Below are 13,199 nucleotides of genomic sequence, written 5' to 3'. Positions count from 1 at the left end.
AAGATAGTAAATTTATGTATCTTTGCGCCTCCTTTTAAATAGAAAAAGAAATGCAAGGAATTAAAAACCTGACACACGGGCCAATCAATCGTCAACTATTCAATTTAGCAATGCCTATCATGGCTACGTCATTTATCCAAATGGCATACAGTCTCACGGATATGGCATGGGTAGGACGGCTGGGTAGTGAAGCCGTAGCAGCCATTGGTTCTGTCGGAATCCTGACATGGATGTCCGGTTCTATCTCCCTATTAAATAAGGTAGGTTCCGAAGTCAGTGTAGGACAATCTATCGGCGCACAAAATCAAGAAGATGCCCGTCACTTTGCCTCCCATAACATTACGATTGCACTTATCATTTCTCTCTGTTGGGGCGGATTACTTTTCATCCTTGCAGAACCCATCATCTGTATCTACGAACTTGAGGTACACATTACCGCCAATGCAATAGAATATCTACGGATTATCTCTACCGGAATGCCGTTTATTTTCCTTTCCGCCGCCTTTACAGGTATCTACAATGCCGCAGGACGAAGTAAAATCCCGTTCTATATCAGTGGTACCGGACTTCTTTTGAATATCATTCTTGATCCTCTGTTCATCTTCGGTTTCGGTTTGGAGACCAATGGCGCCGCTTATGCAACCTGGATTTCACAAGCTACTGTTTTCTCTATCTTCATCTACCAACTACGTTTCCGAAAAGACTCACTGCTCGGTGGATTTCCTTTCTTCACTCAATTAAAGAAGAGATACACACGACGTATCCTAAAACTAGGATTACCCGTAGCCACATTGAATACCCTGTTTGCATTTGTCAATATGTTCCTCTGCCGTACCGCCTCTGAGCAAGGCGGCCACATCGGCTTAATGACTTTCACGACCGGAGGACAAATCGAAGCAATTACCTGGAACACTTCACAAGGATTCTCAACCGCACTCAGTGCTTTTATCGCCCAAAACTATGCTGCCGGACGAACCGAACGAGTGCTCAAAGCATGGTATACCACCTTATGGATGACAGGAATCTTCGGAACTTTCTGTACACTGCTATTCATCTTCTTCGGAAACGAAGTCTTTTCAATATTCGTACCCGAGCAGGCAGCCTATGAGGCCGGAGGTGTATTTCTACGCATTGACGGGTATTCCCAGCTTTTCATGATGCTCGAAATCACCATGCAAGGAGTATTCTATGGTATCGGGCGTACCGTACCTCCTGCTATTATCAGTATCGGATGTAATTATATGCGTATCCCGCTTGCCATTCTATTTGTACGAATGGGCATGGGAGTAGAAGGTATCTGGTGGGCAGTCAGCGTCACAACTGTTGCCAAAGGACTTATCCTCCTAAGCTGGTTTATCATCATTAGGAAGAAATGCCTGAACCTCCCGTCCGTAGTCGGAAAGTAACAGTTTATCGACATTTTTCAGCACTCTGCCAAGAGTGTGCGAGTTATTTTAACTTAAAAAGTATCACCTTGGCAAATAATATGTATCTTTGCGTTGTTATTTAAAATATAAAAACAGATTATTATTAAACAATTAAAACATCAACATTATGAACAAGATGAAATTTATGGTTCTCTTTATGAGTATAACCATGATATTCAGTGGATGTGCAAGTATGAATAACACTGGTAAAGGTGCTGCTATTGGTGGCGGTTCGGGTGCTGCATTGGGTGCTATCCTAGGTGGTGTTATCGGTAAAGGTAAAGGCGCTGCTATCGGTGCTGCTATCGGTACGGCGGTAGGTGCAGGAACAGGTGCTCTCATTGGTAAAAAAATGGATAAGGCCGCAGCAGAAGCAAAACAAATTGAAGGCGCACAAGTAGAACAGATAACAGACAACAACGGATTGCAAGCCGTGAAAGTGACATTCGATTCAGGAATCCTTTTCACAACAGGTAATGCTAATCTGAGTGCTGCTGCTAAATCTGCATTAAGCAAATTCGCCAACAATGTGCTCAACCAGAACAGAGATATGGATGTATCTATCTATGGATACACCGACAATCAGGGCTGGAAGAACAGTACTGCCGCACAAAGCCAGCAAAAGAACCTGAACCTGTCACAAGAACGTGCACAGAGTGTATCCAGTTACTTATTAAGTTGCGGTGTTTCTACCAACCAGATTAAAGGCGTGCAAGGTATGGGTGAAAGCGATCCCGTTGCCAGCAACGATACAGCCGCAGGTCGTGAACAGAACCGTCGTGTAGAAGTGTACATGTACGCAAGTGAGCAAATGATTAAAGATGCACAGGCAGCTTCTAATTAAAAAAATTCTGCGTTATACACGCAATCTGTTGATTCTCTTTTTTACATCGACCTTACTGACGGTCATTATTTATCGGTTCATGCCGGTTTATATTACTCCGTTAATGGTCATTCGAAGTGTTCAACAGATCATTTCAGGAGATAAACCCACGTGGAAGCACACGTGGGTTTCTTTTGATAAGATATCTCCTAGCCTGCCAATGGCAGTGATAGCTTCCGAAGACAACCGTTTTGCCGAACACAACGGATTCGATTTCGTGGAAATCAAAAAAGCGATGAAAGAAAATGAAACAAGGAAACGGAAACGTGGAGCAAGCACTATCAGCCAGCAGACAGCAAAAAATGTATTCCTATGGCCACAATCTTCATGGGTGCGGAAAGGCCTGGAAGTATATTTCACTTTTCTCATAGAACTGTTCTGGCCGAAAGAACGGATTATGGAAGTTTATCTCAACTCAATCGAAATGGGTAAAGGGATTTATGGCGCACAGGCTGCTGCAAAATATAAGTTCAACACTACAGCTGCCAAGCTGACCAAAGGTCAATGTGCACTAATCGCCGCCACTCTCCCGAATCCGATACGGTTTAACTCGGCGAAACCTTCGGCTTATATATTAAAACGGCAGAAGCAAATATTACGGCTTATGAATCTCGTCCCCAAGTTTCCACCGGAGGGAAAAGCCGCAAAGAAAGAGATAAAGAAGAAGAAGAAAAAATAAAGGAGCAACCGAAGTCTACTTCGTTGCTCCTTGCATTATCAATAAGCTTGTTTGAATGTATTATCCCCATTTATACAAAATCCTTCAATTCCTGTTGTAAACGTTGTCGTGTAAAAAATATGCGGCTCTTCACAGTTCCCAAAGGAAGGCCCAATTTGTCTGCAATCTCACGGTATTTAAATCCGGATACATGCATAGAAAAAGGCACCTTATACTCCTTAGGCAATGCGTTGACAATACGATGCATTTCTTTCAAGTCATAGGCACCTTCCGTACTTATGAATCCCGAGTCCTGCGGTAAATTCAAGTGATAATAATTATCAGTCTGATCGACGAAAGTCTGGTCACGTACTATTTTTCGGTAGTTATTAATAAAGATGTTACGCATGATTGTGTACATCCATCCTTTGAAATTTGTGTCCGGAACATATTTTTCCTCATTATCTAATGCTTTTAATGATGTTTCTTGCAATAAATCATTCGCCTCTTCACGATCGGCAGTCAACTTATACGCAAAACGAAGCAATTCCTCCTGAACTCCAATTAAATCTTTTCTGAAACTTAAACTTTTCATACTTTAAGGGTTTTATGGTTAATATTTCGTTTTTCTCGATGATGCAAGTTTAAAGGTATTTTGAATACCAGACAGGGGGAAATTCGTCATTTCTTAGGGGTTAATTCTATCAAATGACAGTTTTCGGGTGCATTTGGATAGATTTCAGGTGGTAATTAATGATTTTTATTCTGTTCTGTTTGGCAGAAAAAAACAAATAGCCTACTTTTGATTAATATATTTAAATAAAATGAAAGGCTATGACTATACTTATTATTGTAGGTATTATTGTACTATTGGGAATTATTTTCGCATCCATGTACAACTCCCTGGTGAAACTCAGAAACAATCGTGAAAACGCATTTGCCGACATTGACGTGCAACTGAAACAACGTCACGACCTTATCCCTCAACTAGTAGACACTGTGAAAGGATATGCCGCACACGAGAAAGAAACTCTCGACCGGGTGATTCAGGCACGCAACGGTGCGGTCAGTGCCAGAACTATCGATGAAAAGATAGCCGCCGAAAACCAACTATCCTCGGCCCTGTCAGGACTGAAAATTACATTGGAAGCCTATCCCGACCTGAAAGCAAACCAGAATTTCCTGCAATTACAGGAAGAAATTGCCGATGTAGAGAATAAGTTAGCTGCTGTCCGCCGTTATTTCAACTCGGCAACCAAAGAATATAATAATGCCGTTCAGACATTCCCTTCAAACATTATTGCGGGAATGACCGGATTCCAAAGAGAAATTATGTTCGATTTGGGAAAGAACGAACGTGCTAATCTGGAACAGGCACCCAAAATTAGTTTCTAATCCGAACACCACCGTCCCACCCAACTGCAAAAAATAAACACGCGATGCAATACGTCGGAATCCAAACACAACAGAACCGGAACAACTTACGTTCCGGATTCCTATTACTACTTTTTCCTTGTTTGGTAACAGCACTCCTTTATCTGTCCTGTTACTTACTCGTTCTCTTTGGATACGGAAAGAGTATGGAGATTGAAATGATGCCTATGGTCAATCATTTCTTTCTCTCTTCTCTACCGTATACTTTAGGAGTGGTGGTAATTTGGTTTCTCATTGCCTATTGGGCCAATACAAGTATCATTAATTCTGCCACATGTTCCAAACCACTAGACCGCAAAGAGAACAAACGCGTTTATAATTTAGTAGAAAACCTCTGTATGTCTCAAGGCATGAGCATGCCGAAAATAAATATCATTTATGATGATTCACTGAATGCATTTGCAAGCGGTATCAATGACCGCACATACACTATTACTCTTTCAAGAGGCATCATCCAGAAGCTGAATGACGAGGAACTGGAAGCAGTAATCGGGCATGAGCTTACTCATATCCGCAATCGGGATGTACGTTTGCTGATAATCTCTATCGTGTTTGTCGGCATCTTCTCCATGCTGACGGAAATCACGTTCTATGCGATTACACATATACGTGTACGTAGCAATAGTAAAGGTAGCGGAGGAATTTTCATCTTCATATTTATCGCTTTACTGATAGCTGCTATCGGTTTCCTTTTTGCCAGCCTGATGCGTTTTGCCATTTCACGCAAACGCGAATATATGGCAGACGCAGGGTCGGCGGAAATGACGAAGAATCCGCTGGCACTCGCCAGTGCCTTGCGTAAAATATCCGCCGATCCGGCAATAGAAGCAGTGCAACGGAAAGACATAGCACAATTATTTATTCAAAATCCTAAAAAGAAAACCAAAGGCTTATATAGCAAATTCAGCGGTTTGTTTGCTACGCACCCTCCCATTGAAAAGCGGATTGAGATATTGGAACAGTTCTAAGTTCTTCTGAAATATAAGATAAAGGTCAGGATTTCTGTTTAATTTTCATTAAAGAAAAGAGAGGAGTTCCTGACTTTTTAGTATATTTGATTGTTATACATATATATATCAACCTAAATGCAACTGACATGAAAATGAAAAAACAAATCCTTATGCTGTTGCTAGCTTTGCTAGTTGGTCTTCCTACTCTTTCGGCTCAAAGCAAGAAAGAGAAAAAGGAACAGAAGAAAGAAGCTGTGAAAGAACTGATTGTTTCAGAGAATTATAAGATAGACGTCAATACCGCCATGCCTATGCGCGGCCGGTCTATTCCATTGACCAGTTTATACTCACTGGAAATCAGAAACGATTCGGTAATCTCCTATTTACCTTATTATGGTCGGGCTTACAGTATCCCTTACGGAGGAGGCAATGGACTCAATTTCAAAGCCCCTCTTAAAGAGTATAACATGAAACTGGACAAGAAAGGCAATTCAGTAATCACATTCACCGCCCGCAACCCGGAAGATAAGTTTGATTTCAGAGTGAAAGTATATTCAAATGGTTCGACAAGTATTGACGTCAATATGCAAAACCGTCAATCCATAAGCTTCCAGGGGGAACTGGACGTGAAGGAAGAATAAACCAACTTCCTTCCGTCATTGCTCTTTGTTCTCGTTTGCCTCCACTTCGTCACTACCTTTTAATATAGGCAGGCAGATGTGGTATTTCACGGCGAGAATACGGGCAAGAAAAACTGTCGAACCGCCAACCAATTGACATCCGTACGACTCCATGCCTGCGACATGACAAAGCCAGTAAGTGATGCCGCCTACTACGCACGCCATTGCATAAATCTCTTTTCTGAAAATTAGCGGGATTTCGTTGATAAAGACATCACGAATCACACCGCCTGCCGCTCCCGTAATGCTACCCATGATGATAGCCACCCAGAAAGGATAGCCCAAAGCAATGCTCTTGCCTACACCTACAACAGTAAACAGTGCCAGACCGATCGAGTCGAAAATAAAGAAAGTATTATTGAGGCGGATCAGCCAGCGTCCGAAACAAATCACCCAAAGCAATGCTACGCCTGTACAAATTAAATAAATAGGGTCTGTCATCCACCCGGGAGTAACATCGAGCAGAACATCACGGATTGTACCACCACCAATAGCCGTAGCAAGACCTACGACGTAAGCTCCGAACCAGTCGAATCGCTTTGCCGAAGCTAGCCGGATACCACTAATAGCAAAGGCAAATGTGCCTATAAAATCAAGAATTTGAACGAATGTGGGCATATATTTGTTATTTTGTTTGCAAAGTAACAAATAAATTCCGTAAGAAAATGTACTTTTGCTTCAAGAATTAAACTGAATTTGATAGAAACAGTATGAAAATAACAATTGTTGCCGGGGCACGCCCCAATTTCATGAAGATAGCACCCATTACACGGGCTATTGAAGCCGCACGGGCGCTGGGTAAAAGTATCTCTTACCGCCTGGTATATACAGGTAGAAAAGATGATACCAGTTTGGATGCTTCACTGTTTTCAGACCTCGACATGAAGGCTCCCGATGTGTATTTGGGAGTAGAAAGCAGTAATCCAACAAGTTTGACAGCCGGAATCATGGTAGCCTTCGAGCAGGAATTGACTGAAAACCCGGCACACGTTGTTCTCGTGGTAGACGACCTCACTGCCACCATGAGCTGCGCTATCGTTGCCAAGAAACAAGGAATCAAAGTTGCCCACCTCGTAGCCGGTACCCGTTCTTTCGATATGAAAATGCCGAAAGAAGTGAACCGCATGATTACGGACGGATTGTCCGACTATCTGTTCACAGCCGGAATGGTTGCCAACCGTAACCTGAACCAAACAGGAACAGAAAGCGAAAATGTATATTATGTCGGTAATATCTTGATTGATACGATTCGCTATAACCGGAACCGGTTACTCAAACCGATTTGGTTTTCCGTATTGGGACTGAAAGAAGGTAACTATCTCCTGCTCACTCTCAACCGCCGCGTACTCCTCAACGACAAAGAGAACCTGCGCCAGCTTTTGAATACAATCATTGAAAAATCAGCAGGAACGCCTATCGTTGCACCTTTACATACTTATGTACGCAACGCGATCAAAGAGTTAGGCATCGAAGCCCCGAATCTTCATATCATGCCACCGCAGAACTACCTCTTCTTCGGATATCTCATCAACAAAGCAAAAGGAATCATCACAGATTCCGGCAATGTGGCCGAAGAAGCTACTTTCCTGGGCATTCCCTGCATCACGCTGAATACGTATGCCGAACACCCGGAAACTTGGCGAATGGGGACTAACGAATTAGTCGGTGAAGACCCTGCCGAACTTGCCAAGGCAATGGATACACTGATGAAAGGTGAATGGAAACGAGGTGAGCTTCCCGAACGCTGGGACGGACGTACAGCCGAACGCATTGTACAAATCCTTACCGGCAAATAATATCGCCCTATATACCTTTTATCATTTCCCGGCATACCAATTTTAGTTTCGTGCCGGGAAACTAAAAGTTTCCTTATGAGAAACCATAGTTTCATCAATGGGAAACTTTAGTTTCATCACGGAGAAACTTTAGTTTCAGACGCTTGAAACTTTGGGTTTCATATAGCGAAACCAAAGATTTCTCATGAGGGAACAAAGTGTTTCAAGCCGGGAAACCAAATGTAACAAGCAAGGGAACCCAATGTAACAAGCGGGATACTCATTTATAGAAAGGCGAATCACCCACTAATTCCTTTCATTGTCAAACGATAACAGCTTGCAAATAACAAAAAACTATGGGTAAAAAAAGTTATATATTCTGTTAACATCCGAGTTATTTGTTAACTTTGCAGCCCTACTACGAACGTTATGAAACAACGATATAGCAAAATACTTATACTGTTCTTACTCGTATTGGCAGGTTCAAATGCTTTTGCGCAGCAAATTAAAGGGGTGGTTACAGATTCCGTAACCCATGAGCCATTGATGTATATCTCTGTCTACTATCAGGAAAAAAGAGACATGGGAACTATCACCAATATCGACGGAGAATATAAGCTTGAAACCCGCAGAAACGGGGGGACACTCGTGTTCTCCGCAGTGGGGTATATCAGTAAAACGGTGAAAGTCGGTTCAGGCAACCAGACAATCAACATACAACTGGCCCCGGACAATGTCGTATTGAACGAAGTAGTAGTAAAGCCCAAAAAGGAAAAGTACTCCCGCAAGAATAACCCGGCAGTCGAATTTATGAAGAAAGTCATCGAACACAAAAAGGCACAAGTCCTCGAAGTGAACGATTACTACCAGTACGACAAATACGAGAAGATGAAAATGTCGATCAACGATCTCACACCGGAAAAACTGGAAAAAGGGATTTATAAGAAATATTCTTTCCTGAAAGATCAGGTGGAAGTTTCGGAAACTACCAACAAACTGATTCTTCCTATCTCCGTGCAAGAAACAGCTTCGCAAACTATCTTCCGCAAAGACCCTCAGAACAAAAAGACCATTATTAAAGGAAAAAACTCTAACGGTATCGAAGAGTTCTTCAACACCGGAGATATGCTCGGCACCGTATTAAAGGATGTTTTTGCCGATATTAACATCTACGAGGACGATATCCGTTTGTTGCAACAACGCTTTGTCAGCCCTATCGGCAGTAGTGCCATTTCATTTTATAAATACTACCTAATGGATACATTAATGGTTGACAAACGCGAATGTGTACATCTTACTTTCGTTCCGCAAAACTCACAGGATTTCGGTTTTACCGGACATCTATACGTGCTGAACGATTCTACATATGCCGTTCAGAAATGTACCATGAACCTGCCAAAAAAGACCGGAGTCAACTTCGTCAACCGCATGGATATCGTGCAACAATACGAACAACTCCCCAACGGAAACTGGGTATTGTCGGATGACAACATGACCGTAGACCTTTCATGGAGTTCCAACAAAACGGCAGGAGGACTACAAGTAGAACGTACCACGAAATATACGAATTATCAGTTCGACCCGATAGAGCCGCGACTCTTCCGATTGAAAGGAGAGGTGATAAAAGAGGCGGATATGCTTTCGAAAAGTGACGAATACTGGGCAAGCGTGCGCCAGGTGCCGCTGACTAAAAAAGAAAGCACTATGGACCTTTTCGTTAATCGTCTCGAACAGATTCCGGGATTCAAATACATCATCTTCGGTGCAAAAGCCCTGATTGAGAACTTTGTGGAAACATCCGGCAAAGGCCGCCCGAACAAGTTCGACATCGGCCCTATCAACACCATGATTTCGAGCAACTACATCGACGGAACCCGTTTCCGGTTGAGTGGTATGACGACCGCAAACCTCAATCCACACTGGTTCCTTAGCGGTTACGGAGCATACGGTCTGAAAGACAAGCGCTGGAAATATAGCGGAACGCTGACTTATTCGTTCAACAAACGTGATTATGTGGTATGGGAATTTCCCAAACATTACATCTCCGCCACTTATAGTTATGATGTAATGTCTCCAATGGACAAGTTTCTGTTTACTGACAAGGATAATATCTTCCTGTCACTGAAAACGACCACCGTAGACCAGATGTCATACATGCGCGACGCGACTATCAATTATGAACTGGAAACGCCTACCGGATTCGGTGTAAAAGCCATGCTCCGTCACCGTAACGACGAGCCGACCGGGAAACTGGAATATCTGCGGAATGACGCTGCGCAGACACGCGTACACGACGTCACAACCTCCGAAGCCAGCATGACATTGCGTTATGCACCGGGAGAGTCGTTCGTCAACTCAAAACAACGCCGTGTCCCCGTATCTTTAGACGCTCCGGTCTTTACGCTGACTCATGCCATGGGATTCAAAGGAGTGCTGGGAGGAGAATATAATTTCAACCGTACGGAAGCAAGTATCTGGAAACGTTTCTGGCTTCCCGCCTCATGGGGCAAGATTGATTGCAGCGTGAAGGCAGGCGCAGAGTGGAATACCGTTCCTTTCCCACTGTTGATTTTGCCGGAAGCCAACTTGTCATATATCACCCAGCGCGAAACGTTCTGTTTGATTAACAATATGGAATTCCTGAACGACCGCTTCGCTTCCATGTCCATATCCTACGATATGAATGGAAAGTTGTTCAACCGCATTCCTTTACTCAAAAACTTGAAATGGAGAGAAATGTTCCGTGTCCGCGCATTGTGGGGTACGTTGACAGACAAGAACAATCCGTTTAAAAGCAGCAATCCCGACTTGTTCCGTTTCCCGACGCGCGACGGTAAATTCACCAGTTTCGTAATGGACCCGAAAGTACCTTACGTAGAAGCAAGCGTCGGCATTTACAACATTTTCAAGTTGCTGCACGTTGAATATGTACATCGTTTCACTTACCGTGATAATCCGGGTATCAACAAAAACGGTATTCGTTTCATGGTATTAATGGTATTCTAAACTTATGCAACCTTTAGCAGAACGGTTACGGCCAAAAACTCTGGATGAATATATCGGTCAGAAACACTTAGTGGGACCGGGCGCTATCCTGCGGAAGATGATTGACGCAGGACGCATTTCTTCGTTTATTCTTTGGGGACCTCCCGGAGTGGGAAAAACGACACTGGCACAGATTATCGCCAACAAACTGGAAACTCCGTTTTATACTTTAAGTGCAGTAACTTCCGGCGTGAAAGATGTCCGCGAAGTGATAGACCGTGCCAAGAGCAACCGATTTTTCTCCCAATCCAGCCCGATTCTGTTTATCGATGAAATTCATCGGTTTAGCAAGTCGCAGCAGGACTCTTTGTTGGGAGCAGTGGAAAACGGTACGGTGACACTCATCGGTGCCACCACGGAGAACCCGTCGTTCGAAGTGATTCGTCCTCTCTTGTCCCGCTGCCAGCTTTATGTGCTGAAATCTCTGGAGAAAGAAGATCTACTGGAACTTCTGGAACGTGCCATTAGTACAGACACGGTGCTGAAAGAACGTAAGATTGAACTGAAAGAAACCACAGCTATGTTGCGCTTCTCCGGTGGAGACGCACGCAAGTTGCTTAATATACTGGAACTCGTTGTAGAGTCGGACACTGACGATACTGTTGTCATCACTGACGATATGGTGACAGAACGACTGCAACAGAATCCGCTTGCTTATGACAAAGACGGGGAAATGCATTATGACATCATCTCCGCTTTCATCAAGTCTATCCGCGGCAGCGATCCCGACGGTGCTATCTACTGGCTTGCCCGTATGGTTGAAGGAGGTGAAGATCCTGCTTTCATTGCCCGCAGACTTGTTATTTCTGCTGCCGAAGACATCGGTTTGGCTAATCCGAATGCATTACTTCTTGCCAACGCCTGTTTTGAGACATTGATGAAAATCGGTTGGCCCGAAGGAAGAATTCCTCTGGCCGAAACGACCATTTATCTGGCCACCAGTCCCAAAAGTAATTCTGCTTATAGCGCTATTAATGACGCATTGGAATTAGTCCGTTCTACGGGTAATCTGCCTGTCCCCCTGCACTTGCGCAATGCACCGACAAAGCTGATGAAGCAATTAGGGTACGGACAGGAATATAAATATGCCCACAGCTACGAAGGCAATTTCGTCAAACAGCAATTCCTGCCGGATGAACTGAAAGACAAACGGATATGGCAACCGCAGAACAATCCTGCCGAACAGAAACATGCCGAACGGATGATACAGCTCTGGGGAGACAAATTCAAGAAGTAGGCTAATGGCAGAAACAAAATAAAACAACAAGAAACGTATAACATATTATTAATACTAAAATAGAAAATGAAAATTGTTATTTTAGACGGCTTTGCCGCCAATCCCGGAGATATATCCTGGGAAGGTTTAAAGGCTCTCGGAGAATGTACGATTTACGACCGTACCGCCCCCGAAGAAGTATTAGAACGTTCAGCCGGTGCAGAAGTAATTCTGACTAACAAGGTAATCATCAATGCAGACCACATGGCTGCCTTGCCCGAACTGAAATATATCGGTGTATTGGCTACCGGATACAACGTTGTCGATACGGCTGCTGCCAAAGAACGCGGTATCATTGTTACCAATATTCCCGCATACAGCACCGCTTCCGTAGCTCAAATGGTATTTGCACATATCCTGAATATCTCCCAACAAGTACAGCGCCATTCGGAAGAAGTCCACAAAGGTCGTTGGACAAACAGCAAGGATTTCTGTTTTTGGGATACTCCTTTAATGGAACTGAGAGACAAGAAAATCGGTTTGGTCGGACTGGGAAATACAGGTTACACAACTGCTCGTGTTGCTATCGGTTTCGGTATGCAGGTTTATGCACTGACTTCCAAGTCACACTTCCAGTTGCCGCCGGAAATCAAGAAAATGGACTTAGACCAACTGTTCAGCGAATGTGATATTGTCAGCCTTCACTGCCCGCTTACCCCAGAAACTCACGAACTGGTGAACGCCCGCCGTCTCGCTATGATGAAGCCGAACGCTATTCTTATCAATACAGGCCGTGGTCCGCTCATCAACGAACAAGACTTGGCAGACGCACTGAACAGCGGGAAGATTTATGCTGCCGGAGTAGACGTGCTTTCTACCGAACCTCCTCGTGCCGACAATCCGTTACTGACTGCAAAGAACTGCTACATCACCCCGCATATCGCATGGGCTACAACCGAAGCTCGCGAACGCCTGATGAATATGGCGATCAGTAACCTCCAAGCATACATTGCCGGAACACCGGAAAACGTTGTGAATAAATAAAACGACGGAGAACGATAAAAATGAACGGTGAACAAGTTACGCATCTATCGCAGGCTTGTTCACCGTTTATCGTTTTAATCAAAATTA

General features: G+C 43.7%; 12 protein-coding genes. 10 read left to right on the top strand and 2 right to left on the bottom strand.

Features of this window, described 5'->3' with window-relative positions:
• The first annotated feature begins 50 nt into the window (after positions 1–50).
• From CGC64_RS11440 to mtgA, 3 genes are all read left to right on the top strand, one after another.
• Complete coding sequence (locus tag CGC64_RS11440) at positions 51–1,406, top strand: MATE family efflux transporter (RefSeq protein ID WP_005676383.1); 1,356 nt, start codon at positions 51–53, stop codon at positions 1,404–1,406.
• 148 nt (positions 1,407–1,554) lie between these two features.
• Positions 1,555–2,271 carry an OmpA family protein gene (locus CGC64_RS11435; protein WP_005676385.1) on the top strand — a complete coding sequence of 239 codons (717 nt, stop codon included), beginning with the start codon at positions 1,555–1,557 and terminating at the stop codon, positions 2,269–2,271.
• Positions 2,249–2,989, top strand: a complete 741-nt coding sequence (gene mtgA, locus CGC64_RS11430; protein ID WP_005676386.1) for a monofunctional biosynthetic peptidoglycan transglycosylase — start codon at positions 2,249–2,251, stop codon at positions 2,987–2,989. The genes CGC64_RS11435 and mtgA overlap by 23 nt, the downstream gene beginning before the upstream one ends.
• Positions 2,990–3,059: 70 nt before the next feature.
• On the opposite strand, the gene CGC64_RS11425 is transcribed toward mtgA, so the two are convergent.
• Positions 3,060–3,563 (bottom strand): RNA polymerase sigma factor, encoded by a 504-nt coding sequence (locus CGC64_RS11425; protein ID WP_005676387.1) that lies wholly within the window; start codon positions 3,561–3,563, stop codon positions 3,060–3,062.
• Between the two features lie 239 nt (positions 3,564–3,802).
• Here CGC64_RS11425 and CGC64_RS11420 point away from each other — a divergent pair, with 239 nt between their 5' ends.
• The 3 genes from CGC64_RS11420 (at position 3,803) to CGC64_RS11410 (ending at position 5,993) form a co-directional block, all read left to right on the top strand.
• Complete coding sequence (locus tag CGC64_RS11420) at positions 3,803–4,363, top strand: LemA family protein (protein ID WP_005676388.1); 561 nt, start codon at positions 3,803–3,805, stop codon at positions 4,361–4,363.
• A gap of 44 nt (positions 4,364–4,407) precedes the next feature.
• The gene (locus CGC64_RS11415; protein WP_022042200.1) at positions 4,408–5,370 is read left to right on the top strand and encodes a M48 family metallopeptidase; all 963 of its coding nucleotides are present in this window, start codon (positions 4,408–4,410) and stop codon (positions 5,368–5,370) included.
• 128 nt (positions 5,371–5,498) lie between these two features.
• Positions 5,499–5,993 carry a DUF4251 domain-containing protein gene (locus CGC64_RS11410; RefSeq protein WP_005676390.1) on the top strand — a complete coding sequence of 165 codons (495 nt, stop codon included), beginning with the start codon at positions 5,499–5,501 and terminating at the stop codon, positions 5,991–5,993.
• Positions 5,994–6,008: 15 nt separating this feature from the next.
• Here the strand turns inward: CGC64_RS11410 and CGC64_RS11405 are convergent, their stop codons facing one another.
• Positions 6,009–6,650: a trimeric intracellular cation channel family protein gene (locus tag CGC64_RS11405; protein WP_005676391.1), complete on the bottom strand. Its 642-nt coding sequence runs from the start codon at positions 6,648–6,650 to the stop codon at positions 6,009–6,011.
• A gap of 92 nt (positions 6,651–6,742) precedes the next feature.
• On the opposite strand from CGC64_RS11405, the gene wecB reads away from it, so the two are divergent.
• The 4 genes from wecB to CGC64_RS11385 all read left to right on the top strand — a co-directional run bounded on the left by wecB (position 6,743) and on the right by CGC64_RS11385 (position 13,112).
• The gene (wecB, locus tag CGC64_RS11400) at positions 6,743–7,828 is read left to right on the top strand and encodes a non-hydrolyzing UDP-N-acetylglucosamine 2-epimerase (protein WP_005676392.1); all 1,086 of its coding nucleotides are present in this window, start codon (positions 6,743–6,745) and stop codon (positions 7,826–7,828) included.
• A gap of 408 nt (positions 7,829–8,236) precedes the next feature.
• On the top strand, positions 8,237–10,813 hold the full coding sequence (locus tag CGC64_RS11395; RefSeq protein ID WP_005676393.1) for a DUF5686 and carboxypeptidase-like regulatory domain-containing protein: 2,577 nt from the start codon (positions 8,237–8,239) through the stop codon (positions 10,811–10,813).
• A 4-nt stretch (positions 10,814–10,817) separates the two neighbouring features.
• Positions 10,818–12,089 (top strand): replication-associated recombination protein A, encoded by a 1,272-nt coding sequence (locus CGC64_RS11390; protein WP_005676396.1) that lies wholly within the window; start codon positions 10,818–10,820, stop codon positions 12,087–12,089.
• A gap of 66 nt (positions 12,090–12,155) precedes the next feature.
• Positions 12,156–13,112, top strand: coding sequence for a D-2-hydroxyacid dehydrogenase (locus CGC64_RS11385; protein WP_005676399.1), 957 nt, complete (start codon positions 12,156–12,158; stop codon positions 13,110–13,112).
• The last annotated feature ends 87 nt before the right edge of the window (positions 13,113–13,199 follow it).

Origin of the sequence: Bacteroides caccae (assembly GCF_002222615.2) — a bacterium.
In the GTDB taxonomy this organism is placed as follows: domain Bacteria; phylum Bacteroidota; class Bacteroidia; order Bacteroidales; family Bacteroidaceae; genus Bacteroides; species Bacteroides caccae.
The sequence above is the reverse complement of the archived record's forward strand: the minus strand, read 5'-3'. Positions and strand labels throughout refer to the sequence as shown.